The organism is Paenibacillus thiaminolyticus, from assembly GCF_003591545.1.
Classification (GTDB): Bacteria; Bacillota; Bacilli; order Paenibacillales; family Paenibacillaceae; genus Paenibacillus_B; species Paenibacillus_B thiaminolyticus_A.
In genome coordinates this window covers 22,787-48,564 of sequence record NZ_QYZD01000039.1, presented here as the reverse complement: position 1 = coordinate 48,564, position 25,778 = coordinate 22,787, and the positions used below count along the sequence as shown (strand labels likewise).

Annotated in this window: 22 protein-coding genes and 4 pseudogenes; 23 read left to right on the top strand and 3 right to left on the bottom strand. The window is 49.9% G+C overall.

The features are described 5' to 3' along the window. From DQX05_RS26225 to DQX05_RS26200, 6 genes and pseudogenes are all read left to right on the top strand, one after another. Positions 1 to 443, top strand: a pseudogene (locus DQX05_RS26225) (hypothetical protein); the annotation flags it as partial. Positions 444 to 476: 33 nt separating this feature from the next. Then, positions 477 to 1,277, top strand: a complete 801-nt coding sequence (locus DQX05_RS26220) for a hypothetical protein (RefSeq protein WP_119796256.1) — start codon at positions 477 to 479, stop codon at positions 1,275 to 1,277. A 185-nt stretch (positions 1,278 to 1,462) separates the two neighbouring features. Then, entirely contained in the window at positions 1,463 to 1,690 is a 228-nt protein-coding gene (locus tag DQX05_RS26215; protein WP_119796255.1) for a hypothetical protein, read from the top strand. 770 nt (positions 1,691 to 2,460) lie between these two features. Next, positions 2,461 to 2,778, top strand: coding sequence for a hypothetical protein (locus tag DQX05_RS30400; RefSeq protein ID WP_147385231.1), 318 nt, complete (start codon positions 2,461 to 2,463; stop codon positions 2,776 to 2,778). 979 nt (positions 2,779 to 3,757) lie between these two features. Then, positions 3,758 to 4,665: pseudogene (cyoA, locus tag DQX05_RS26205) on the top strand (ubiquinol oxidase subunit II). 36 nt (positions 4,666 to 4,701) lie between these two features. After that, positions 4,702 to 6,562 (top strand): annotated as a pseudogene (locus tag DQX05_RS26200) (cbb3-type cytochrome c oxidase subunit I). On the opposite strand, the gene DQX05_RS26190 reads toward DQX05_RS26200, so the two are convergent. Continuing rightward, positions 6,531 to 7,811, bottom strand: coding sequence for an aminotransferase-like domain-containing protein (locus DQX05_RS26190; RefSeq protein WP_259392241.1), 1,281 nt, complete (start codon positions 7,809 to 7,811; stop codon positions 6,531 to 6,533). The pseudogene DQX05_RS26200 and the gene DQX05_RS26190 overlap by 32 nt on opposite strands. A gap of 320 nt (positions 7,812 to 8,131) precedes the next feature. Here DQX05_RS26190 and DQX05_RS26180 point away from each other — a divergent pair, with 320 nt between their 5' ends. The 4 genes from DQX05_RS26180 to DQX05_RS32575 all read left to right on the top strand — a co-directional run bounded on the left by DQX05_RS26180 (position 8,132) and on the right by DQX05_RS32575 (position 10,853). Next, entirely contained in the window at positions 8,132 to 8,551 is a 420-nt protein-coding gene (locus DQX05_RS26180) for a GNAT family N-acetyltransferase (RefSeq protein WP_119796252.1), read from the top strand. Between the two features lie 73 nt (positions 8,552 to 8,624). Further along, positions 8,625 to 9,158: a GNAT family N-acetyltransferase gene (locus DQX05_RS26175; RefSeq protein WP_119796251.1), complete on the top strand. Its 534-nt coding sequence runs from the start codon at positions 8,625 to 8,627 to the stop codon at positions 9,156 to 9,158. Beyond that, entirely contained in the window at positions 9,155 to 10,705 is a 1,551-nt protein-coding gene (locus DQX05_RS26170; RefSeq protein ID WP_259392240.1) for a leucine-rich repeat domain-containing protein, read from the top strand. The genes DQX05_RS26175 and DQX05_RS26170 overlap by 4 nt, the downstream gene beginning before the upstream one ends. A gap of 16 nt (positions 10,706 to 10,721) precedes the next feature. After that, positions 10,722 to 10,853, top strand: a complete 132-nt coding sequence (locus tag DQX05_RS32575; RefSeq protein ID WP_259392239.1) for a hypothetical protein — start codon at positions 10,722 to 10,724, stop codon at positions 10,851 to 10,853. A 48-nt stretch (positions 10,854 to 10,901) separates the two neighbouring features. Here the strand turns inward: DQX05_RS32575 and DQX05_RS26165 are convergent, their stop codons facing one another. Next, positions 10,902 to 12,392 (bottom strand): sensor histidine kinase, encoded by a 1,491-nt coding sequence (locus tag DQX05_RS26165; protein ID WP_119796250.1) that lies wholly within the window; start codon positions 12,390 to 12,392, stop codon positions 10,902 to 10,904. Beyond that, positions 12,389 to 13,072, bottom strand: a complete 684-nt coding sequence (locus tag DQX05_RS26160) for a response regulator transcription factor (RefSeq protein ID WP_119796249.1) — start codon at positions 13,070 to 13,072, stop codon at positions 12,389 to 12,391. Before DQX05_RS26160 ends, DQX05_RS26165 begins: the two co-directional genes overlap by 4 nt. A gap of 226 nt (positions 13,073 to 13,298) precedes the next feature. On the opposite strand from DQX05_RS26160, the gene DQX05_RS26155 reads away from it, so the two are divergent. The 13 genes and pseudogenes from DQX05_RS26155 (at position 13,299) to DQX05_RS26090 (ending at position 25,773) form a co-directional block, all read left to right on the top strand. Continuing rightward, positions 13,299 to 14,609 (top strand): S1C family serine protease, encoded by a 1,311-nt coding sequence (locus DQX05_RS26155; RefSeq protein ID WP_119796248.1) that lies wholly within the window; start codon positions 13,299 to 13,301, stop codon positions 14,607 to 14,609. Between the two features lie 109 nt (positions 14,610 to 14,718). Next, positions 14,719 to 15,156 carry a hypothetical protein gene (locus DQX05_RS26150; RefSeq protein WP_119796247.1) on the top strand — a complete coding sequence of 146 codons (438 nt, stop codon included), beginning with the start codon at positions 14,719 to 14,721 and terminating at the stop codon, positions 15,154 to 15,156. A gap of 476 nt (positions 15,157 to 15,632) precedes the next feature. Next, positions 15,633 to 16,664, top strand: a complete 1,032-nt coding sequence (locus DQX05_RS26145; protein ID WP_119796246.1) for a UDP-N-acetylmuramate dehydrogenase — start codon at positions 15,633 to 15,635, stop codon at positions 16,662 to 16,664. A gap of 82 nt (positions 16,665 to 16,746) precedes the next feature. Then, positions 16,747 to 17,828, top strand: a pseudogene (locus DQX05_RS26140) (amidohydrolase). Between the two features lie 159 nt (positions 17,829 to 17,987). Further along, positions 17,988 to 18,989: a helix-turn-helix transcriptional regulator gene (locus DQX05_RS26135; protein ID WP_119796245.1), complete on the top strand. Its 1,002-nt coding sequence runs from the start codon at positions 17,988 to 17,990 to the stop codon at positions 18,987 to 18,989. A gap of 261 nt (positions 18,990 to 19,250) precedes the next feature. Beyond that, positions 19,251 to 19,679, top strand: coding sequence for a DJ-1/PfpI family protein (locus tag DQX05_RS33325; RefSeq protein WP_119796244.1), 429 nt, complete (start codon positions 19,251 to 19,253; stop codon positions 19,677 to 19,679). A 200-nt stretch (positions 19,680 to 19,879) separates the two neighbouring features. After that, entirely contained in the window at positions 19,880 to 20,098 is a 219-nt protein-coding gene (locus DQX05_RS26125; RefSeq protein ID WP_119796243.1) for a hypothetical protein, read from the top strand. Between the two features lie 243 nt (positions 20,099 to 20,341). Then, positions 20,342 to 22,003 carry a catalase gene (locus tag DQX05_RS26120; RefSeq protein ID WP_310735701.1) on the top strand — a complete coding sequence of 554 codons (1,662 nt, stop codon included), beginning with the start codon at positions 20,342 to 20,344 and terminating at the stop codon, positions 22,001 to 22,003. A 206-nt stretch (positions 22,004 to 22,209) separates the two neighbouring features. Beyond that, positions 22,210 to 22,668, top strand: a complete 459-nt coding sequence (locus DQX05_RS26115) for a substrate-binding domain-containing protein (RefSeq protein ID WP_119796242.1) — start codon at positions 22,210 to 22,212, stop codon at positions 22,666 to 22,668. A 263-nt stretch (positions 22,669 to 22,931) separates the two neighbouring features. Then, on the top strand, positions 22,932 to 23,495 hold the full coding sequence (locus tag DQX05_RS26105; RefSeq protein ID WP_119796241.1) for an NUDIX hydrolase: 564 nt from the start codon (positions 22,932 to 22,934) through the stop codon (positions 23,493 to 23,495). A 303-nt stretch (positions 23,496 to 23,798) separates the two neighbouring features. Beyond that, the gene (locus DQX05_RS26100) at positions 23,799 to 24,302 is read left to right on the top strand and encodes a MarR family transcriptional regulator (protein ID WP_119796240.1); all 504 of its coding nucleotides are present in this window, start codon (positions 23,799 to 23,801) and stop codon (positions 24,300 to 24,302) included. A gap of 19 nt (positions 24,303 to 24,321) precedes the next feature. After that, positions 24,322 to 24,789, top strand: coding sequence for a CBS domain-containing protein (locus DQX05_RS26095; protein ID WP_119796239.1), 468 nt, complete (start codon positions 24,322 to 24,324; stop codon positions 24,787 to 24,789). Positions 24,790 to 25,113: 324 nt separating this feature from the next. After that, on the top strand, positions 25,114 to 25,773 hold the full coding sequence (locus DQX05_RS26090; RefSeq protein ID WP_119796238.1) for a VOC family protein: 660 nt from the start codon (positions 25,114 to 25,116) through the stop codon (positions 25,771 to 25,773). Positions 25,774 to 25,778 lie beyond the last annotated feature (5 nt).

Here is a 25,778-nt window from a genome sequence, read left to right as displayed (position 1 = left end):
ATGAGCTTTATCAAATGTTTAAAAGCGGAGGGTCAAATAGTCCAACGCCGAAAAAATCTCCTTCGCAGCCAAGTGGGACGGGTAACCCTTCACCTGAGCAGTTGTTGAAAATTAAGCATGCTAATATTGGAAATCCAAGAGCTTCTCTTAATGAACTAGTTCCGAGAGATATAAGGTTAAGAGACAAGAACCTGAAGGGAAGACATCTGACCAAAGAAGAGAAGCAATTAGCCAATCAACATCTAAATGATCTTGTAGCTCGAAAGAATGGAGATCAATCTGCAGCCCAAAGATTATCTCAAGATAAATATAGGATGCATTTACGTGATGATGGGTGGATTAGTCTCGATCTTATGGATAAAAATGGAGCATCGAATATAATGAGGCTTCTTTTTAGAGAGACAAAAGGTGGTATCGAATGGAAAGTCATTCAGAATCATTAATTAGCAATGAAATAGAATACTTGGAGGAGACATATGGACAAAAAAATCATCTCAACGATATATGACTTTTGTTTAGAAGAAGATTATGATAGTACTTTGGTAGAAACGCTAAATTTATTGAAAAATAGCTCTGCTATAAATGCACTAGAAGGCGATAGTATTACTTTTCTTAGTAGCATGATTCCCTTGGTTGAGGATAACAGTATAAAGGCCCAAATAATTGAAACTATTGTCGAGTCTCCACATTATGTTAGCAACGATACTAAACTGTTAGACGAGTATATAAGATTGGTTTCGTTAGGGGAAGTGATTGTTCCAGAGGCAGTCAGATGTTTTGGTGCATTTTCAATTTCTGGCAATACTATGAATGAAATTTTTACTAAATTGGCGGAATCTCCAAATAAAGAAGTGGCAATTGAAATCTTAGTGTTAATGGCCAAAAGGGATTGGGGAGATTTACCTAGTCACCTGGAATCATTCGCTAATGAAGTTGAAACGCTCCAAAGGTTAAGTTACCGCTCCGGGGTAATCTCAACATTTTTGTTAATTGTTCATCCTTTGTGTTCAAGGTATGCACATATCAGTTCATTTTCATTTGGATATCCATCTACTGAAGTAGCGGTAAATGATTGGGCGTGGGTAACACCAGAAAGCACAAAATATATGTTAGATAGAAAAATTGTCAGTCCAAAAGAAGCAAATATATTAGTAGAACTAGGGCGTTTAATACGCAGTGACAAGAACAACCTAGGTGCAGCAGATATGACAAAATTGTATACTCGGTTTTTTGAAGGCAAGAATCCTTTTGATGTGATGTATACTTTGCCCGAATAATATAAGATTTGTAGACAGGGATCAAAACACATTCTGTAGCCAGTCGTCGAAAATCACTCGGCGACTGGCTATTTAGTTTCGTTTGAATGTGAATTGAGTTATTGCCAGGTACTATAATTTCAAGAGTATGTTCTGTTTTTGACCTATTGAGAAAAGGGTTACATTAACATAAAGGAGATGAACAAGTGAATACTGAGGAATTTGAGAACTGGGTATCTATACATAGTATAATTGAATGTACTAAAAAGGGGTTTTGGAACTACATGGAAAATTATAAACAGGAAGAACCAGATGAATTTTCGGAAGTGTTCGGTAGTGTAGATATGGATGTTGAATATGAGGGTGAAGAATTAGGTGTTTATCAATGTTTATTTTCATTAGATGGAGATGACTTAGATGATTATTTTAGATGATTATTTAACTCAACTTTCGCAGAGCCAAAATTGACGTAATCGTATACACAGCATGGGATAAGTTCGAATGAAATAGTTGGCTTGAAAAATAGGGGTCGTTGTCCGCCTGTAAACCGGTGTTCATCTCTCAGCCACTGGTAGATCCGTATGCCGGTATGCTCTGTTTCCGGGAAAGTAGGCGATCTTCCTCCAGCCATTTGTCCACGATCTCCATATATGGCCCCATAGCTGGACTTTTACTCTTTCTTCTCCAATCGATTCGTTCCAGTTGGGCTGATCTGCGTACTTCTTCGCGGTTCTCAAGTGAATGCCCATCTGTCTGGCGATGTCACGGATCGAGCACCCTTCTGCTTCGCGTAAAAATCGGATATAGTGTTGTTCCTTCGTCAAGTTCTCAGCAAACGGGCTGACAAGTGCTTTTTTGCATTCGAGCATTTTTACGCTGCAATTCAAGGCATTATTAGTCTGAGGCCAGCAAGCCTATCATGCCCATTTCTCTATATAAAACCAGTTAATTTTGCTGCATAAACTATTGCTGCAAAACTAAGCATCCTTGCGTTGCAACAAACAAGTTGTAGAAGATTATACGTATGGAATCATAAGAAAGGAATATGCCTCAAGTCATCCGAAGGCGCCCAAATCAGGTGAATTGATCGGACACCCCATCACAACAGTAGCCGGACTATTAGAAATGGGGGGCTGCGGCGGAGGGAGCCGCTGGTGTTACGGTAACGGCTACGGGAGTAGGAGTATCTATAGGCGTAGGTTTTATGGCACAATCCACTGCTTTAGCAGGACATGGAGCAGGAGTAACGTATCAAGGTTTATCAAATACTGGTGAAACCCTCAATGAGCTTTATCAAATGTTTAAAAGCGAAGGGTCAAATATTCCAACGCCGAAAAAGCCTTCCCCGCAGAAACCAAGTAAGCCCAATGGGAAGCCGCCTGAGAGTAAGGGGATGGGTAGTGGGTCTGGAATCCCAACTGCTTCGGAGTTATCTGATTTGGCACGAAAAAAAAGATTGATGGATTCTCAGGTACGAAAGTACCGTTTACCACAGTTCAAGAAGCCGCAAAGAAATTCGTAGGAAATCAACCTGGAAAAATGATAAATAATGGTTTTGAATTTGTAAGTAAAGACGGAACAAAACGTGTGAGGATTCAATACAAAACTGGAAAAGGCGCCAATGAAGCGAATTTTGAAACAACATTTGATTCATCAGGGAGACAACTTACAAACTATCATGTTCAACTTGAGTAGTTCTAAAAGGAGAGGAAAAAATGATTAAACCTGTTATAAAAAATTTGCACAGGTCTGTCCATCATTTTGTATAAGCGAGGTTTTCGAAAAAGTAGCTTATAAATTGCAAAGTAAAACGGGGTCTGTCAAAGGATTTTGTGTAAACTCATTTATACGAACCTCCCCCCGAGGGGAGGGGGACCTCGATGGAAAATGCTGGCCTGGATTATCAATTGGATCGGCTACCACTCCGCTCCTGGAAGCATCGAATGTAATAAGGCAGGGTTGCCATCCGCATCAATTCACACAGACGCCTTCAAACTCGCTAGCATAGCGGGGGTGGAGGCGTCTTTGCCTATTGTAGGGGATTGACGGCTCATTTCCCCAGAAGTTGATAGCACAAGGAAAGCCCATGAACCAAGGCGATCCGGCCTCGATACATGGGCGTGTGTGTGGAGCGAATATCCATACTAGACGATGAAGTGCTTCAGCAAATCAATCAGCGGGGGAAGTACAGCGCCTAGGAATCCGAGTACTGCTATGAAAACTGTCATATAAATCCCTCCAAGAACTGAGTTCCAAGAAACGGTGATGTTCCTTGTACTATCTATATCGGCATGCCGCCTCTGTTTTTTTAGAGATTGTGAACAAAAATCGAAAAAAGGTGAAGAAAACCGGCAAGCATGCAGGTTAAGAGGGAAAGCAAATGTTTCAGTTTATTGAACATGGTCGGTTTTTTCATTACGCGAGTGGATGGTGACACCTGTACCGTTCCCTTTTAAAGTAGGGCCTGACATTAATCACACCATTCGACAGGAGATGAAAAAATGAAGAGATCCAAAGCCTTCCGCTGGCTTGCGTTCCTATCCATGCTTGCGCCGCTGCTCTTGCTGACGACCGGATGCACCGAGCATATGATCGTGATCAATCCGAAAGGGCCGATTGCCGAACAACAGCGGGATCTCATGGTGATCTCCACCGTATTGGCATCCATCGTTATCGTGCCGGTTCTGATCCTTACGGCGATCATTGTGTGGCGTTACCGGGACAAGGAGGGCAGGACAGCGAAGTATGCGCCGGAGTGGGAGCACAACACCAAGCTGGAGCTCATCTGGTGGGGGATTCCGATCGTGGTGATTGCCGTGTTAGGCATTATTACCGTACAGAGCACGTATGCCCTGGAGCCGTCCAAGCCCCTCGCATCGGACCGCAAGACGCTGACCATCCAGGCGACCTCGCTGGACTGGAAATGGTTGTTCCAATATCCGGAGCAAGGCATCGCCACAGTCAATAGCATCAAGATCCCGGAGGACGTGCCCATCCGATTCGAGATTACGGCCGATTCCCCGATGAATTCCTTCTGGATTCCGCAGCTCGGCGTCAGATGTACGCGATGTCCGGGATGGCGATGACGCTTTATTTACAGGCGGATGAGCGTGGCCAATATTGGGGCTCTGGCGCCAACTTCACCGGCAAAGATTTTGCGAAGATGCACTTTGACGTGGAGGCCACTTCCCTAGAGGAATTTGATCAATGGGTGAGCGAGGTCAAGGCCACGTCGCCTGCGCTCACATTGGAAGGCTACAAGCAGTTGGCGGAGCCAGCCGCGTCGGACGTGAAGACCTTTTCCTCGTTCCCGGAAGGCCTGTTCTACATGACGGTCACGAAGTATGCTTCCTCGCACAACCATGGCTTGTCCTGGGAGGACATTCAGAACATCAAGATCCAAGAATAACGGGGTTCGAATCGAAAGGGAAGGGGAGAGTGCTCCATGTGGGAGAAGGTAAAAAGCTTTGCATCGGAATTTTTTGTGACGGGCGATCCGTTAATATACGGTGCCGATGTCACCATCGTTCTGACCATAATCGCGATTGTATTTGGGCTGACGTATTTTAAAAAATGGGGATGGCTGTGGCGCGAATGGCTGACGACAGTCGATCATAAAAAAATCGGCATCATGTACATTCTCTCCGCTTTTCTGATGCTGTTCCGCGGCGGAGTGGACGCGCTCCTGATGCGGGCGCAGCTGGCGATGCCGGAGCTGAGCTTTTTGACGCCGGATCATTATAATCAGATCTTTACGACCCATGGCGTCATAATGATTCTATTTATGGCGATGCCGTTCATGTTCGGCCTGTTCAACGTGGTGGTACCGCTGCAGATTGGCGCACGCGATGTCGCTTTTCCGTTTTTGAATGCCCTGAGCTTCTGGCTCTTCTTCTGGGGCGCGATGCTGTTTAACCTGTCCTTTGTCATCGGGGGATCGCCTGATGCGGGATGGCTCGCCTATCCGCCTTATTCGGAGCGAATGTTTAATCCGGGCGTCGGCCAGGATTTCTACATATGGGGGATCCAGATCTCGGGGATCGGCAGCCTGATGACCGGCATCAACTTTATCGTGACGATTCTGAAGATGCGCGCTCCCGGTATGAAGCTGATGAAAATGCCGTTTTTCCCGTGGTCGGTGTTATCGAGCTGCATCGCGATCATTTTCTCGTTCCCTATCTTGACGGCAACGTTGGCGCTGCTGTTTTTGGACCGCTATTTGGGGGCGCATTTTTTCGGAGATTGTATCGACTTTTGCGAAGAAAAAGCTGTTCGGTTATAAATCGATGGTGTATGCCATGATGATCATCAGTATTTTATCATTTCTCGTCTGGGCGCATCATTTCTTTACGATGGGCTCCGGAGCGGATGTCAACGCCTTTTTTGCGCTCACGACGATGCTGATCGCGATCCCGACCGGCGTCAAAGTGTTCAACTGGCTGTTCACGATGTTCCGGGGAAAAATCACCTTCGAGACGCCCATGCTGTGGACGATCGGCTTTATCATCTGCTTTATCATCGGCGGGATGACCGGGGTGCTTCTGTCGGTTGCGCCGGCGGACTTTCAATTCCACAACAGCTACTTCCTGATTGCGCATTTCCATAATACGATCATCGGCGGCATCGTGTTCGGTTATTTCGCCGGCTTGTATTATTGGTGGCCTAAGCTGTTCGGCTTCACGCTCAACGAGCGGATCGGGAAGTGGGCGTTCTGGTTCTGGAATATCGGATTTTACGTCTGCTTCATGCCGCAATATGTGCTCGGGTTAATGGGGATGACGCGCCGGCTTGTGACGTACGGATGGGACAAAGGATGGTGGGAGATGAATCTCGTATCCACGATCGGAGCCGTGTTGATGGGAATCGCCTTCTTGCTCCAGGTCTGGCAGATCGTGTACAGCGTGAAGTATTCGCCCAAAGATACAACGCGGGATCCATGGAACGGACGCACCTTGGAATGGTCGATTCCTTCGCCGGCGCCGCATTATAATTTCGCCATGCTGCCGCATGTGTCTTCCCAGGATGAATGGTGGGAGGAGAAGCAGCGGCGGGCGCGCGGGGAACAATCTCCAGTACCGCCGAAGCTGGAACCGATCCATATGCCGTGCAATTCGGGCATTCCTTTTGTGATGTCGATCTTCTGGTTTACGGCCGGATTCGGGTTCGTATTCGATTGGGTCTGGATGACGGTGGTCGGTCTGGCTGGCGTGGCGGTATGCATGCTGGTTCATTCCTTCAATTACAATACCGACTATTATATCCCGGTAGAGGAGATTACACGCACAGAAGCTGCGCTAAGGGGGTAATACAAGAATGGCTCACATCAACGATTCCGTACATGCCGCCCATCCCGTGCCGCATTCGGATCATCATGATCATCCGGATATGGAAGAGATGCGCACATTCGGATTCTGGATCTACCTGATGACCGATGTCATCATTTTCGGCACGCTGTTCGCTGCCTATATTGTTCTTCAACCGAACCGGAACGGCGGGCCGGGCCCGGAGGATCTGTTCCAGCTCGGCGGCATTATCGCCAGCACGATCATTTTGCTGACGAGCAGCTATACGAGCGGCCTCGCCGTACTGGCCATGCACCGGGGCAAGCTCCGCGCCTTGCTCGGGTGGCTTGGGGTCACGGCCTTGCTCCTGGGCAGCGACCTTTTGCGGAACGAGGCTAAGCCCGAAGTCCATCTGCTGTCTGGCATCGGCCAGCCGATCGACCACGGAATGCGGCGCGACCATCCAACCGACACGCAGCCCGGAGGCGGCGATTTTGGAGAATGAGCCAATATAGAGTACCGAACCGAGCGAATCTATGGACTTGAGCGGTAGCGGCGGTTTGCCGTCATAGGCCGTCAGGCTGAACGGATCATCCTCGACAATCGGCAGCCCCAGCTCGCTCGTCACATGGAGCAGTTCCGCCCGCCGTTCGGCATCGAGTACGGCGCCTGTCGGATTCTGATAATTCGGATTAAGGAAGACCATCTTGATTCGATGTTTTTTGTAGAGCGCGCGTACATTCTCAGGCCGGATTCCATGCTGGTCGACGGGAAGCCGGAACAAGCGCAGACCAGCCGATTGGAACATGGGCAGCGAGTAGCAATACGAAGGATCTTCGATCGCAACCGCATCCCCGGGAGCCAGCAGACACTGGGTGATTAAACATAACGATTGCTGGGAGCCGGATGTGATGAGAATGGATGATTCTGTCGTCTGAATGCCCCGATATTGGCTCAAAAAAGCGACGTTCGGCAGGAAGCTTCCGCCTTCGACATACCGGTGCCAGTTCGGGGTATGCTTCGGTGTCGCTCCCCATTTATATTTGCTTACCCGGGTTCCGCTTCCCGAACGGCTCTCGATGATTCCGAGGGCGCGAAGCTCCGCGTAAGCCAGAATCACGGTGCTGCGATTCACTCCCAGGTGCGCGGCTAATTTGCGTTCGGAAGGCAGCAGACTGCCTGGCGGGAACTCGCCGTATGCGATTCTCCGTTCGATGTCATCCGCTATCTGTTGATAGAGAGGCTGGCTGTTGCGGCGATCAGGCATCCACATCAATATCATCTCCTGCCTGCTGTAGTAAGGTCCCGCAAAATTCTTTAATCATACCATTTGGCTTGGGTAAAAGCGCCGCTCATCTTTGGCAAAAAAACATCAATTTTTTGAACATGGATGGGGAATCGGGGAGAGGATTGGATGGGCTGTAAGTATGATCATAGAGCATGAAGAGCATGAATTTTTGAATTACGAAAATCACCCAAGATGTGGTATAGTAGCGACGTGCGCAGAGAGTTACAAGGAAAGCGCGAAACGGCAAGGAATGCGAGAAATGGAACATGTTCTATTTCATATAAAGGCATTACAGGAGGAGAAATATGACAAACAAACCTAAGCTTTTTCACAGCACACCTGAAGAATCCAAGCATGTCCTGCACAAATTGATTGAGTTCAATGCCAAATGCGTGCCCAACGCCCACCTCGAAGTAGTTAATTTATGCTTGAAGGATGATAACGGAGAGATTGTTGCCGGTCTGAACAGCACCGTGCTATGGAATTGGATGGAAGTTGATATTTTATGGGTGGATGATAATCACCGCGGACAAGGGTTGGGAAATCGATTATTGGAAGAAGCCGAGCAAATCGCGCGAGCAAAAAACTGCACGTTCATTAAACTGAATACATTCAGTTTTCAAGCTCCCGAATTCTACAAAAAATATGGCTACGAGGTAGTCGCCATTTTCGAGAATGCGCCAATTGGATGCAAGCACTATTACTATAAGAAGGACCTTACATAACGGTTCCGCATGTCTGGGGGCCATCGCGGTACAGAAGCATAACTGGCATGGATGAAGGAGAGTGGGAGCTAGGATGGCAGACAATATCACAATACAACAACTATCAACGGTGGATGAAGCCGCATTGCTCGACCACGATTGCGATTTATCTTTTCCTTGGTATACGTCAGGGGACTATTTTCTCCAATGTCTGGACGAGAATCGCCAGGGCAAGCGAATTACGCTGTTGGCTTATGTTGATTCTGACTTGGCCGGATACTGCCATTTGCTGCATCACTCAAGCTACCCGTATTTTTCAGAGAATCAAATCCCGGAAATCAATGATTTGAATGTATTCCCTCGGTTCAGAAGAAGGAAGGTTGCCAGTGCATTATTTGATGAGTTGGAGGCCATAGCCGCCAAGACATACAGATGTATCGGGCTTGGAGTCGGACTTTATCGAGACTATGGCCCTGCCCAGATCATGTATACGACACGCGGTTACGTCATGGACGGGAATGGAGCCACATCTAAGAACGTTCCGGTCGTTCCCGGCCAATCGGCCGTCGTCGATGATGAGCTGCTTCTATATCTGATCAAAGATCTGGCCGTTAAGGAGGAAGCATGAGATTGAAAGAGCTGCTGAACGAAATCCCAAAACTGCTTCGGGGAGATCTGCCGGAATTGGCCGCATCACTCAACCCGCCCGCCACGGAGATAGAGCTGCGCCAGGCGGAGGAGGAACTGGGATTTGCCTTACCGGCCGAGCTGCGGGAGCTTTATCTGATCCATAATGGAGAAAGCGAAGATGGTCCCGGGCTGTTTTTCGGCCTTCCGTTCCTGTCCTTGGACGGCATGTTGACGGAATGGCGAATATGGGCGGAGCTGGAGGAGGAGTATGCATGGGAAGGGGAGCATTATTCCGTGCCTGCTGCCTGGATTAAGGAACGGTATATTCACTGCTGCTGGCTGCCGATTAGCAAGGATTGGGGCGGCAATCACCTTGGCATCGACCTCGATCCCGATGAGCAGGGAAGGAAGGGCCAGGTGATCAACTTCGGCCGCGATGAAGAAGTCAAATATGTCATTGCCCATCGTCTGACTCATCTCCTGCAATTTATCCGCGATACGGCCAGGGAGAGGAATTATACCGTCCATGAAGAAGAAGACTATCGTTTCTGGAGCTATGGCCGGGACAGCCAAGTCCATTTTCTCGATGCGATCCAGTCTCTGGATCTGCCTGTGCTCGAGCCGCTTCGGCTCGATTCGAATGCCCCGGACCCGCTGGCATGGTTCGGCGGGCTGGATGACAAGTGGAAGGCGAGGGTGGTGGCGGCGTGCGGATCTCCGGAAGCTTGTGTGCGTGCGAAGCAGCTTCGCTTCATACAGGAGGGGCTGACGGATATTGCCCCCCTGGCCCGCTGTACCGATGTGCGGGAATTGGTGCTGAGCGTGAACGAGATCCGCTCGATTGAAGCGGTGAGTCATTGTACGCAGCTGAAGAGGCTGTATCTGGGGAAAAATCCGGTATCGGATCTTCGCCCGCTGCAGGGATTGATGCATTTGCAGGAATTGTTCCTGGCGGGCACGGAAGTTACGGATTTATCTCCTCTTAGTGGGCTGCCCAAATTAAGAGGGCTGGATGTGCAGCAGACGGCAATTCGTGATTGGTCGCCGCTCAAGGCTGTTCATAGTCTGCGCGCCTTGGAGGTCAGCCGTCCGGATGGCGAGCAGCTTTGGGGTCTAGCGGAGCTGGAGCAGCTTGTGGAGCTGACGCTGTCCGGGCTTGGTTCCGTTGTCGAGGACGATCTGGCTGTCCTGGGACAGCTCGTGAATTTGCGGGTGATCCAACTGGAAGAGGTTTCTTTGCCGAATCTGGAGTTTTTACGGAATTGCCGCAAGCTTCGGACCGTGAAGATGACCAATTCGGCCGTGAAGGATATTTCGATCTTGGCCGATCTGGAGCATCTGCAGTCCCTGGAGCTAAACGGTTGCCCGGATATCGGCAAGCTGGAGGAGATCGCCCGGTCGGCCTCGCTGAAGAAAATCACGGCCTCTTTTCCGCAGTTTGCGCTGTTGAAGGATCGTTTTGACCGGAAAATCGACTTTTCCACGATGACCGGATCCATGACCGATGAGGAAGAAGAAATCTGGTACGAATATGTAAGAGCCTAGAATGGAGGAGCCCCCGATGAAGCGAATGCTGGCGGATCGCAGCAGCGGCAAAATATGGAGCATCCAATGCAGCGGGAATCAAGTCATCACGACCGATTATTTAGCCGCCTATACCGATTACGGCTGCGTAAGCTTAAATAAAATATAAATGGAAAAGGCTCTGTCCCGCTACCTGTAGCGAACGGAGCCTTTTGCATTATCTATGTCCCTCCACGTATCCGTGTAAAGGAGGAACTGCTGCCGGCAGCGTAACGATAAACGAGCTGCCCTGACCTTCCGCGCTGCTGACGCGGATCGATCCTCCGTGCGCGTCCACAATCGATTTCGTAATCGATAAGCCAAGCCCGGCGCCGCCATATTTGCGGGTGCGGGAAGACTCGCTGCGGTAGAAGCGGTCGAACAAATGGGGAAGATGCCTCTTCCCGATCCCCGTCCCATTATCCCGCACAGTCAGTTCCACGCCGCCGGGCACGGTTTCGGTCAAAATCAGAATATCTCCTTTTACCTGATCCGTATGCTGAACGGCGTTATGGAATAAATTCAGGACGACCTGCTTCATTTTGTCCGGATCATACTTGCCCTTCGCTTCTTCCGTCAGAGCGAGCGTCACATGACGCTGTCCGGCAAGCAGACGAAGCTGCGGCTCCAGCTCCCGAAGCACGCGATTCAAGTCGCCGTCTGCGAGCTCCATGACCGGAGCCCGGTCCAGCTTCGCGAGCAGAAGAAGATCCTGCACCAGCTTATTGATCCGCTCGGATTCCCCGTACATCGAGATGAGTGCTTTGCGCAGCTGTTCCGGCTGGTGCATGGCGCCGCGGAGCAGAACCTCGAGGAATCCGTGTATCGATGTCAGCGGCGTCCGGAGCTCATGGGAGGCGTCTGCGACAAAGCGGCGCATCTGCTCTTTGGCTTCCTTTTCCGCTTCGAACGAGGATTCCAGCCTTTCCAGCATGCCGTTGAACGATAACGCGAGCCGATCGATTTCGAGCTGACCCTGACGGGATGGAATGCGTTCCGCCAAATTTCCCGCATCGATTCTTTCGACGGTATGCACCATATTGGACAGCGGGATAAGCGTTCTTCTCAATACGGGAAGGAAAGCGATCATGCCGCCGATCAGCGCCAGAACAGATAGCGATAGGAAGGTCAGAAGCTGACTGGCCAGCATCTCCTTCAACGGCTTGGTGCTTGTATTGACCTGAATGAGTCCGATCATCTGCCCCTTCCATTCTAATGGCTGCAGCACGAGCAACTGTTCCTCTCCGTCGCTGTCGTTCATGACCCGATAATTGACTTCCTTCCTGCTCTTGTTCATGGCCGCTTGATATTCTTCCGGGGACAGTTCGGGCGGATCGGCCATCTTATCTCCCATGGATACGGCCTGTATGGCTCCGTTCGCATCGATTATGGCGAGCGACGCATCGGCAGGCAAAAACAGCATGGGCCGCCGCCCCGACACGCCGTCATCCCGGTCCGTCAGCAGCTGCCAGGTCTCGCGCGGAAAGGATGAAATTTGGCTTTTCAAGCTTTCTGCCTTATTTTCATAGACGAATTGCTGCATAACTAAATATTGAAATACGCCGATGAGCATAAGCAGTGCGGCGAGAATAAGGAGGGAACGGGATAATAGCTGAAACCGCAACGAGCCCGGGTGGATGAAGCGCCTGAGCCGTTCCGCCGCTTTCATGGCAGATCGACCCGGTATCCGGCCCCGCGCAGCGTCCGAATAAGCCGGTGCTCGCGGTCGTTCAGCTTCTCTCGCAATGACCGGATATACACCTCGACGATATTTTCCTCACCGCCAAAATCATAGCCCCATACTCGATCCAATATTATTGCTTTACTGAGTACAAGACCTTGGTTGAGGACCAAAAACTTCAGCAGCTCGTATTCGGTCGGAGACAGCTCCAGCACCCGGCTGTCGAAGATGATCTCCTTGCGCCGGTCATCGATCCGGAACGGTCCGGCCACGACCTCGCCGAACAAATGAGGGAACTGATTGCGGATCCGCGCGTGAATGCGCGCAAGCAGCTCCTCGAAGCTGAACGGCTTCATCATATAATCGTCCGCCCCGAGCGTCAGCCCTTTCACCCGATCGTCCACTTCATCTTTGGCGGTCAGCATGATGACGGCTGCGTTCTCGGATTTCTTGATCATCCGGCATACCTCGAAGCCGTCCATTCCCGGCATCATGACGTCGAGAATGACGACGTGCGGCTGGAATTCACTCGCCATCGCCACGGCTGCTATGCCGTCCGTCGCGGTCTGTACCTCGAAGCCTTCATTGGTCAGGCCAAGTTCGAGAAACTGCAGAATGTTCGGTTCGTCGTCGACGAGCAGTATTTTGATGCCTTTCAATTGTCCCATATGGTTCCTCCTGCCTGTAAGCCGCTTGCACACGCGGACATTGCTGCAACCAGTATAGCGGACGAAGCTGAAGCCGCTCTTAAAAAAATCTAAAAACAAGCTGAGAAACCGGGAAACAGAGCGATCCAAATAAAGGTTTCAGCGGATGCTCAGCGTACGGACAAGCTTCCTTCAGCCATGGCCGGCATAATAAACCCATGCTTCAGATAGAAAGGCGGTATATAAGATGAAGGAAGAAATTAAAGAAACGCGCAATATCATCGTTCCGTTGGAGATGGCTCCTGCGAGCCGGCAAGATCCTACGCGGAGCGCAAGCTCATGGCGGCCGATCTTTGCGGCTTTTATGGCCGGATCGTTGGCCATCGGGGGACTCCTGTTCGCAGCCGGCCGGATGGACGTATTCGGCGGCGACGAGCCGCTTGACTACAACATGTCGGCCCAGGCACCCGCCGATAGCGGGATTCAGACCGCTTCGTTCAATGGAGCGGGGTCCGGCACTCTCTCCAGTATCGTCAGCCAAGCCAGCCCGGCAGTCGTCAAAATCGAAACGAAAACGAAAGCAAGCTCGAACCGGAGCAATCCCTTGTCCGGCAGTCCGTTCTCCCGGCAGCTGCTTGACAATGGCAGCGGCAGCGACGCTTCCGGACAGCAGAACGACAGCGGCGCTTTACAGCCTAGCGGTACAGGCTCCGGTTTTGTGTTTGCATCGGAAGGGTATATTTTGACGAATGAGCATGTTATCGACGGCGCGGATGAGATCGATGTGTATGTTCAGGGCTATAATGAGCCGTTCAAGGCGAAGCTGCTGGGCAGCAGCTATGATCTGGATTTGGCCGTGATCAAGATAGAGGGGGATAAGCCATTTGCTGCGCTGGCTCTCGGGAATTCGGACGCAAGCAATGTAGGCGATACTGTCGTGGCAATCGGCAATCCATACGATTTCGATTCCACGGTGACCGCTGGCGTGCTCAGCGCCAAGGAGCGGCCTATCCAGATCGATGATGAGCAGGGGACAAGATATTATAAGCATTTGCTGCAAACCGATACGGCGATTAATCCGGGCAACTCCGGCGGACCTTTGCTTAATGTGAACGGCGAAGTCATCGGCATCAGCACGGCCGTCAATGCGGATGCGCAGGGAATCGGCTTCGCCATTCCATCAAGCACGGTATCCTCGGTATTGGATAGCTTGAAGCATAACGAATCGATTCCGAAGGAGCCTTTGCCGTACATCGGCATCAGCGCGCTCAATATTACCGACGATATGCTCGCAGACTTGAAGCTGAGCAGCGCCAACGGAGTGCTCGTGGCAGACGTGCAGCAGCAATCACCCGCCTCTGCGGCCGGCATCCGCCCTTACGATGTCATCACGGCCGTCGACGGAGCGGACATCTCCAGTGTGCAGGAGTTAACCGACAAAATCGAAGCTTCCCCAGCCGGGGGAGAGATGACGCTTACGATGTCGCGCAATGGCCAACAACAGGAGGTGAGCGTGAAGATAGGCGATAAGAACGACATGGCCGCTACGCAGAAATGATAGGAGTTTTGTATTTTCAGGCAGTTTAAAGTTGGCATTCAGGGTGAGTTCAGGTGAACGATATAAACTCATTCTTGTAAGACAAAACACCATTTTGGAGGGGAATTGAATGAAAAAAATGAACAAATCGCTTGCAGTCACCGCCTTTGGAGCTATTCTTGCCGTCAGTGCAATGGGGTCCGCTTTTGCAGCGGAGGCCGATACAACCTTAACTCAAGAAGCAACCGCCAAGCCATTCGCCTTGCATAAAGAACGTGGCATTAATTTTGAACAGTTGGCAGCCGAGAAAGGCATCACGGTCGATGAGCTGAAAGCGCAGATGGAGCAGGAGCGCGAAGCGAAGCTGGAGCAGATGGCCGCAGAAAAAGGCATTACGGTGGACGAGCTGAAGGAACAGATGAAGGAGCGCGGCACCAAAGGCAAATTCGGGCAAGGTGCTCTTGACCTGGAGCAGCTTGCTGCGGAGAAAGGCATCACCGTCGATGAGTTAAAAGCGCAAATGGAGCAGGAGCGTAAAGCGAAGCTGGACAAGCTGGCATCAGAATAAGGCGTTTACGTTTGCGAACTGAAGGCTCAAATGGCGGAAAACCACATTGTACGCGGAATAAAATAAATATAATTGCAGCGAAGAACGGTCTGTTTTGTGCAGGCCGTTCTTTGGCGTCCGTTCGACAGGAGAAATAGCCGGAAGGACTCTCCTGTCGATCGGCTCGCCGCTTCGGCGCAACGGGCAGCCCAGATGACCGGCCTTGGGCTGATGATCGCCGGATTGTTTGTTCCCCCAACACGTAACCGATCAGGTGTTCAAATTTCAATTGGGCTCCGCTGTTACCGTAGGCGATATGGTGGAGCTGGCTGCGATCCTTGGGGAAAAATTCAGCCGTCCCGCTTCGGAACGCAGCCGATAAGGAAAGCCGAATAAAACAGGATGACATCGTAAACATAAATGCTTGTAATGTATAATGAAAAGACCTGCACTAAGGAATCTTACGCATCTAGTTCGAAAGGGGTTTTTTCACAGCGATGAATGATCGCCATCAGCTTTTTCATACATTGTGCAAGCGTCAAGTGCGGTTAGGGGATCACTCCTCTTATGGAATCGGAGGGAAGGCGGATTATTTTGCAATGCCGGAAACGGCGGAGCTGCTTATGGCTATTTTGGATGGATGCAAAACGTACGGGATGGAATACTTCGTGTACGGCATGGGGACGAACATTCTATTTCCGGAGCGGCCGCGGCGGGGAACCGTCTTTATTTCATTGAAGAACTTTGCCGAGATCAGACAGGTTGACGGGTCCACATGGTTTATCTCTTCCGGTTTGCCGCTGTCGATGCTGTCCGTCGCAGGCTTGATCTGGGGGACATCCGTATTTCATTTTACATACTTGCTGCCGGGCTGCGTGGGCTCCGGTATTTATATGAATGCGAAGTATCACGATGATCAGATGGGCGATAAGGTAGAGAAGGTGCATTACGTGGATGTAACCGACCCGACGCTGTCTCTGCAGGTCATCCGTGCCGAAGATTGCCAGTTCTCCTATAAACAATCGATCTTTCAAAACAAGCCATGGATCATCGTCGGGGCGGAGATCCGGGTTCCCGAGCCTGAAGAACCGGTACAGAGCGGACTCGGCGGCATCCTGGAGAGATATAAGGAACGGAGCGGCAAGCTGTCATCGCTGTCGCAGTTTTATGCTTTCTTTTCCAATGAAGTGAAGGGGCTTCAGCTTAGTAATCACGCCATACCTGGGCAACTGTTGGATATCGACCAGTACCGGACGGGGAACCGGCATTTTACTTCCCGATCTTGCGGCTCTTTCTTTAAAAATAACTATGCGGCAGGCGCCTCGATTGGCGCACTTGTCGATAGGTTGAATTTAAAAGGGTTCGCTCATGGCGGGGCGATGATTTCACCGTATCATGGCAATATGATTTTGAACCATCACGATGCGACGGCGTCCGATATCCTTTATTTGAAGGATATCATCACGGAGGGGATTTACCGGCACTTCGGCTTCATTCCCGAACCCGAAGTCGTGATCGTTCCGGAATAATAATCACGGCGCTCGCATTGACCTTAACGTGACGTCATAGTCTATCCTCGAATTATCATTGATGTGGAGGAGGACTGTGCCGATGAATAGGGTAATCAAAAATGTGATCATTGTGACGATGAAAGATGGGGAAGCTCCGCATCATGGGGATATCCATATCGCAGGGGACACGATTCAACAAATCGGACCTTCCCTGGACGTGGAGGCCGACGAAGTGATCGAAGGGGAAGGCATGGTCGCCATGCCCGGCCTAATCAATGCACATCAGCATACCCCGATGAGCTTGCTGCGGGGCTTCTCGGATGACCTCAAGCTAATGGATTGGCTTGAACGCAAAATGCTGCCCGCCGAAGCGAACATGACGCCTGAAGATATTTATTGGGGCGCCAAGCTGTCGATGGCGGAAATGATCAAAGGGGCACGACCGCATTCGCGGATATGTACATTCATATGGATGAAGTCGCCGCCGCGGTGGATGAAGTGGGCATGCGTGCCTCTTTGTCCCGGGGAATGGTATTCCTGCAGGACGACGGGGGCCAGCGATTGTCGGAAGCGCTTGGGCTTATCGAGCGCTGGAACGGGAAGGCAGGCGGCAGAATTACGACGATGCTTGCTCCCCATGCGCCGTATACTTGTCCGCCCGAACCTCTGAAGCACATCGTAAGGCTAGCTGAGGCGATGAACCTTCCGATCCATATCCACCTGGCCGAGACGACAGAAGAAGTGATGTCCATCCGCGAAAAATATAACGAGACGCTCGCCCAATATTTGTACAATATCGGCCTGTTCGAGGAGATCAAAGCAGCCGCTTGGCTGCAAAAGCTTGATCACGGCGATCCGACGAGGCTGCCTGCCGGTCAGGCGCTGCGCATGGCTACCCGGGAGAGCGCCAGCGCCAAGCTATTGAATATTGACCGTGAGGTGGGGACGCTCGAAGCCGGCAAGCGTGCCGACCTGATCCTCATTGACATGAACAAGCCGCATCTGCAGCCCATCCACCAGATTGAATCGCTGCTGGCCTACAGCACCAACGGAGCGGATGTCGACACGACGATTGTCAATGGGCAGGTGCTGATGAGGCATCGGCAATTGATGACCATCGACGAAGATGAGGTGCTGCGGCAGGCTTCCATCCGGGCCAAACGCATCGTAGCGGGAATATGAATTGTAAATAATCGCCTTCTATTCAGCAATTGCGGCCGGGTAGTGGGCGATTGTTTGTGATAGACAGGATGAAAAATTTGACAATGAGAATCATTATCAAATAAACTGGAGCATAAGGTGAGCTTCTATTTCTGATTCGAGGAAGAGAGGGAAACGTAGTTGAACCTGCAAATGAATACGCGAAATTTAGAGTGTGTCTTTGAGCAGTTAAGCGATATATCTCCGTCGACGGAGCCGCAAGAGCAATATCAGTACACTGTTCCGATTATGGGCGGCACAGGCCGTGTGCAGCGGATTATGCTGCGGCGTGGAATGGAGATTAATTGGTTCGAGGCGAGTCTGTCCGAACCGGTGACGATGGACGTCGGAATCCAGTATCCTCACCTGGAGATCACGTATACCTTGTCAGGGCAGGGCTGCTGGAAGACGGAGGGCCGAGCTTCGGACTTCGCCTTGGCACCTGGGGTGTCCAATTTCATCTTCATCCAGGATTCGAAGGTGCATGCGGAGCTGTATCCCCAGGAAAGGTTATGGCATATGGAGCTTCGGCTGGATATCCGCCAATTCCGTGAGCTGCATCCCGATGTGGCCCGGCTGACGGATGGATCCGTTTACTGCAGACAGACGGCCGGTTCTCCCCACATTGCTCATATCGTTGAACAGATGACGCAATGCCCCTATAGCGGAAGCCTCCGGAAGCTGTATCTGGAAGGAAAAGCGAATGAACTGCTGGTCCATCACCTGGACGGGGCGCAAAAGGAAGAACGGGTCCGAACAGAGATATCCAAGCTGAACGCCGAGGATATCCGGTGTCTTCACGAAGCGCGAGAAATATTGACCCATTGCTGGAGGAAGCCTCCTAGCCTGCTTGAGCTAGCTAGATTGGCTGGCTTGAATGATTACAAGCTCAAGCTCGGCTTCAAGGAATTGTTCGGCACGACCGTATTCGGTTATGTGCGTGCGCTACGAATGAATGAAGCGCGGAAAATTTTAGAGAAAGGGGAAGGCAATGTGAGCGAAGCGGCCCTTATGGTCGGCTACCATAATATAAGCCATTTTGCTGCTCTGTTCCGCAAAACCTATGGCTATAATCCGAGCGAACTAGGAAAGGCGAACGCGGCCGCGCAAGCCCATCATCGGACCAAATCCGTCCAAATCTAGCGATATTCCGCTTCCAGCTGGCGATCCGTTTGGGTAAGGAAGCTCAGACCTAAGAAATACATAAAGCTGGATTGTGTAGGCGACAATGGGAAGCTCAATGATGATTACAAAGCGAGTGGCTTTCAGTACGCAGGCCGCACGGATGGACACAGCAAGTATCAAAAGGAACTGTATGGTGTAAGCATTGAAATTGGCTGAGGGAGACGGAAACATGATATCCGGCTCGTTCTGGCGTAGCGCAAAGTTTGTGGGCGAGCCGAAATTTATGATAGGCATCATCCGATTCTTACAATAGGAACGACGAGTGAAGCTATTGCAGGAGAGTCGGATTTAACTTGTCTTGCGGATACAACGATTGCAGAAGTAGAAATCTCAACTCTTGACTGTATCATACTCCCAGAATGTATGGATATCAGCACGCTTTTTGAGCATACGGAGATTATTCATTTTTTGAAGGAACTTGATAGACAACAGACGATATTTGCTTCTATTTCTAGCTCGGTCTACTTGTTGGACAAAGCCGGGATACTGCGCGAACGGAGATATACTGTCGGTCTTCAGAAGGAGCAACGGGATAAACAGGGATGCTTCAATGAGAACAACTACTTGGATCAATTGGTCGTTAGGGACGGGAATATCATAACTGCGAAAGGTAGAGGATTTATTGATATTGGAATCGCAGTCGGATAGGCATTGGAAATCGACTTCAACCCAAACTGGTATAGATAAGATTGTTACTCGCATGATGTATTTCTATTATGGGAACGAAGGTTCTACTTTTCTATAAAATTCATTAGCTATTAACAATTCAAAAGTGTATAATGAATATTATAAGTTCTATTTAGTCTGATCACGAAAGGAGATGCTTACTTTTGGAGGAGATCAAACCAATGCTTGTGGGAATCCTGGACCGGCTGGAGACGGAATCCGCAAGGAACGAAGCCTTCCGAATGGAAATGTATAAGTTTCAAGACGAGATGACGCAATTCAAAGGCGAGGTGTCGCAATTTCAAGGCGAGGTTCGCGAGAATTTCCAAGACTTGCAGCAACAACTCGACTACATCGCGGGAAAAATGGGCGAGAGCCCTTTTTTTATTGTATACACGTAACCAAAAAGGCGAGTTCTGTTGAGTTATGTAAAAGCACAGACCGTAAACCGGCTTCCATTGATTATCCTCCCTCATCGCGAAGATATCACCGCCTACCGCTATCCGGCATAAACGAGTCGGCACATTGCAAGCTCCCGGAAGCTTTTTCCTCTAATTCTCTCCTGGCTGAATAATCCATCGTGGAAATTCATAATAATAGAATATAATTCGGCAATTTATTAAGCGCGATGAAGGAGAAGGAAGATGGATAATAAAAGCATGAACATCGGTGGGAAAGGCGACGCCAAGGAGCATGGCACTTCCGTAACGGGCTCGGGGGATGCGCTCGATAGGCGCATGGCAGGTGGAGAGGACGTTTCCACGCTGACGACACGCCAAGGACATCCCGTTAGCAATAACCAGAATATCCGGACGGTAGGGAATCGGGGACCGGCAACGCTGGAAAATTACCAATTCATCGAAAAAATTACGCACTTTGATCGCGAGCGCATTCCAGAACGGGTCGTGCATGCACGCGGCGCAGGAGCACATGGATATTTTGAAGCCTATGGAAAAGTCGGCGAGGAGCCAGTCTCCAAATATACGCGTGCGAAATTGTTTCAAGAGGCGGGTAAAAAAACGCCTGTGTTTGTACGTTTTTCTACGGTCATTCATGGCGGACATTCCCCGGAGACGCTTCGCGATCCGCGAGGCTTCGCCGTCAAGTTTTATACAGAGGATGGGAACTGGGATCTCGTCGGCAACAATCTGAAAATCTTTTTTATTCGCGATGCGATCAAATTCCCGGATATGATTCACGCCTTCAAGCCAGATCCGGTAACGGACATTCAAGACGGAGAACGCTTCTTCGATTTCTGCAGCAATTCGCCGGAGACGCTCCACATGGTCACGTTCGTATACTCACCGTGGGGAATCCCGGCCAACTATCGTCTAATGCAAGGGTCCGGCGTCAATACATACAAATGGGTCAACAAAGACGGTGACGCCGTTCTCATCAAATATCATTGGGAACCGAAGCAGGGAATAAAAAATTTGACGCAGGCCGAAGCCGAGGCGATTCAGGCCAAAAACTTCAACCACGCCACACAGGATCTCTATGAGGCGATTGAACGCGGAGATTATCCGGAGTGGGAGCTGTTCGTGCAAATATTAAGCGACGATGATCATCCTGAGCTGGATTTCGACCCATTGGATGATACGAAAATATGGCCGAAAGATGAAATTCCGTGGCTGCCTGTCGGGCGTATGGTGTTGAATAAAAATCCGCAGAACTATTTTGCCGAGGTGGAGCAGGCCGCCTTTGGAACCGGGGTGCTCGTCGACGGAATGGATTTCTCGGATGACAAAATGCTGCAGGGCCGGACGCTTTCTTACTCTGACACGCAGCGCTACCGCATTGGCGCGAACTACCTGCAGCTTCCGATCAATGCGCCGAAGAAGCGGGTGGCTACCAATCAGCGCGACGGCCAAATGGCCTATTATGTGGATGTCGCTCCGGGCCAAAATCCCCATATCAACTATGAGCCGTCTTCGTTGAACGGATTGAAAGAAGCGCCTAAAACGAATAAGGAGTATACACCGCATGTCGAAGGCAAGCTGATGCGGGCCAGCATCGACCGGACAAATGATTTCAAGCAAGCAGGGGAGACGTATCGGGCATTTGACGAGTTCGAACGCGATGATCTGATCTTGAATCTGGTCAACACGTTGAAGACCTGCAATACTCATATTCAGGAGCGAATGATCGAGCTGTTCACGAAATGTGATGAGGACTATGGGCGCCGTGTTGCGGAAGGATTGCGGAACAGCCCGAATTCATCCGATCATGGCCCGATTGGCTCGACGCATACCGGAGAAGCGGTTAAGGAAGCCGAACGCACAGGACATGAGACGGATTCGTATTAAGCGAATAGGAGATGCAGGAAGCCGCTCATGCAGAGCGGCTTTTTCGTTTTGTACAAACGAAAAAAAGCCATTTCGATTTTATCCATTGTAATCCCTGACGATATTCAGTACGCTCAAAATAGATAATGATAATCATTATCATAAGAAGGCGTAATTTTATACATGTATCGGAGGGAATAATGTTGTTGAGGCGGGGAAGGAAAACTGTGGCGGCGACGGTCTTGGCGGCTGTCATGATCATGATGCTGCTCGGGTGTGCGAACGACAATCAAAATGCAGGTCTGGCTGCAACGGGACCAGATAAAGCAGCATCGGCCGATACGGCCAATTCGAATCGGACCGGAGGCAAGGAACAGGGAACGGAACAGGCTTCGCCTCGAACCTATACGGATTACAAAGGACACACCATTGAATTGCCGGCATCCATGACTAATGTAATATTTGCAGGGGAGACGACGGGAGATCTGATTGAACTGGGAATTCCGATGGTCGGCATTTTCGGAGATCATCTGGAAGGACGAAGATATGAGAAGGAAGCCTCGCAGATTGAGAATGTAGGGTTTCCGATCAATCTGGAAAAAGTCACCTCCCTAAACCCCGATATCATTATCATCGGCAGTGTGGATGAGAAAGAAGTCCGATTTGGAAGGGACTGCCTGCGGTAAAAGACGGACATGTGTACCGGCTATACATTCAAGAGTCAGACTCGGATGCCTTCACCCGCTTATGGCTGCTGGGCAAGCTGCCGGAAATGTTGGGCAATAACTGATCTGTAGGATGCACACTTCGCTGAGAGGCAAGCTATCATTTTTCGCAATGATGGCTTGCTTTTGTTTCACTTCTATTGAGTGACGGCTCATCGTAGGGGATAATAGAATAATAGGCTATGGCCAAGTCAAGTAAGTCAAGGAAATAGCGAGGAGAAGGCATGCTGAAATACACTTTATGCATAATCAAGCAAGGCAGCAAAATATTGCTGTTAAACCGCGAGAACCCGGCTTGGATGGGCTGTTGGAACGGAGTCGGAGGGAAGATTGAGGAGGGTGAACCGCCAAGGGCCTCCATGCTGCGGGAAATCAGGGAAGAAACAGGGCTCGAAGCTCCTGATATTACTTTTAAGGGCTTAATGACATGGACTACCGGGGAGAGAAGAGATTTTGGCGGGCTCTATCTCTATTTGGCTTCTATTCCGGAAGAGCATCGGTACCCGACACCAGTCAAGACAGCGGAAGGGATATTGGATTGGAAAGAGATCCGATGGATTATGCATCCCGACAACGCCGGGGTTGCCTCCAATATTCGGAGTTGTCTCGAACAGATGCTGCATGATGAGCAATGCTATAATCACCATTGTATTTTTGTAGGTGATTCGTTGAGCGAGCAAATAACGACACCGATCGATCCGAGCATCGAATACGATGAAGCGGCAAGGATAGAGTATATCATGAAGTATATGAGCAGCATTCCGGAAGCCGCGGCATCGACGATTTAATATATAACGGACGTTCACATTCGCCGGCTGTTGATCGAACGAATAATTGGCCCTTTTATTTTCTCCATGGAAAATAGAGGGCTTTTTTACCCGTGATATTGATAATCATTATCATTTAGGTTATAATAATTTTGTTTGCAGTGTAAATGATGCAGGTGTGCTGTTTACTTGTATGCATACAGTGTTGAAGGAATTCGGGATGTCGTCCAAGTTTATTGACTGCAGCCCATTTTGTTACCTAAGTAAATAAAATGACTTCGTCATCGATAGAACGGGTTAAAGGGAAAGGGGGCACTTGCAGAAATGGAGCATTTCAATCAAGTAAAAAAGCAAATTTATGAGCTTCGCTGGAAAATGATGCATTTGCTCGAGCAAGAAGAGAGCTGGGAAATTGCAGCATTTCGCAAGAAAGCATTAGAAGAGGGGTTAAGGGAAGGGTCATACAACTTCAGCATGATTCACGTCATTGATTGCATCGGCAGGTATGAGCCCATCAATACGACATCGATTGCAGACAAGATGGAGCTGTCGAAGGCAAGCATTACGAAGATGACGTCGAAGCTGTTCGACGAGGGATTCGTCAAGCGCACGCAGCTCAATGATAACAAAAAAGAAGTATATTTTCGCTTGACTCCCAGAGGCCGGAGACTCTTCGACCTGCACGAGCATCTGCACCAGGTGGAGCAGAATTGCTTTCTCCGGTTTCTTGATCGATACACGCCGGAACAGTTGGATTGCATCAAGGAGTTCTCGCGAGACTTGGTTGAGTATTATGAACAGAAACTGACAGAAGGTGTAGAGGGATAGAAGGGAGTAGGAGTTGGCTATGTTCGCTTCCGATATTATGGTTCGGCGGGTCATCAAAGTGAAGGAAACCGATACGGTCGAACAAGCAATCGAGCGGTTTGCTGCTTATCGGGTTAGCGCTCTGCCCGTTGTTAACGAGCGTAACGAGATTTCTGGGTTAATCAGCCAACGCGACGTGATGCAGTATATTCGTAAGTTTGATATTAATTTTTGGATGTTTCAGATGTATATGCCTCTGCCCGTATATATCGATGAGGAAGCCATGGGATCGAAATGGCAGCGCTTGGTCGGCCGCAATGTCATGGAAATTGCTGTGCGCGATGTGACAACGGTGCCAGTAGACTCCAAAATTGAAGAGGTGGCCACGTTATTTTGCAATAAATGGGTCCAAAAAGTCATCGTGGAAAGGAACGGGGTACTGGCAGGAATGATCAGCCGTGGCGATATTATTCGGTATTTAGCGGACCGTTCCTCTGCGGCTCGCTGAAAGGAGAAAATTCGGTCTGGGAGCCAATGATTGCAGCAAATATCTTCGAGTTGAGCAAGGTAAGGAACGATAGGAGTTCTTGTCTTGCTCTTTTTATTACTATTTTAAGCTTTATCCATTTGTTATCATATAATCAGATATATACATCGTCATGCAGGAGATTCTTGAAATCAGCTTTGACCTTCCACTTCAGCACATGGGATGATCCGATAGCGGGGTGCCCGTTGTGTAGAGGAGTGAAATAATTGGGTTCGTGAATGAACGGATGTTACAAGGCTTGGCCGATCAGGCCGGAATAAGCCATTCGATAGGAGGGGAAAGGGAATGATTATGGAGCGCGTCATCTTTTTGACGGACAATCCGTTGGCAACGAAATCATTCTATCGCGATGTGCTGGAGCTTGAAATTGTAGAGGAGCGGGACGATTCCTTCACTATACAGGCGGGGGCTGCCCAGATAACGTTTCAGACGACAACAGCGTTTGCCCGCCCATTTTATCATTTTGCCATGAACATTCCAGAAAATAAATTCAGCGAAGCCAAAAGCTGGCTTCAAGCACGAGTAGCTTTAATCGAAGAAGACGGGGAGGATGAAGTCTTTTTCACCTCCTGGAATGCCCACTCCGTCTATTTTGAAGATCCTTCCGGCAATATCGTCGAATTCATCGCCCGGCATAATTTATCCAACGCGATCTCGCACCCGTTCGGCAGCGGCGATATCCATGGCGTCAGTGAAGTCGGAGTTGTTGCCAATGAGGTATTCCCCTTTGTCAGGGCGTTGAATGACATGGGCGTGCCGAACTGGAGAGCGGATGATGAAGGCCTTACGCCGGTTGGAGATGAGCATGGGCTGTTCATCGTCGCCAAGACAGATCGAGAATGGTATTTCTCGAATCAGAAGCAAGCGCAATTCTATCCGGTAAAAGTGCTCGTCAGCGGGATCGGATGGATTACATTTGCAGCTGCTTCGAAGATTGTTTTTTAGGCCAA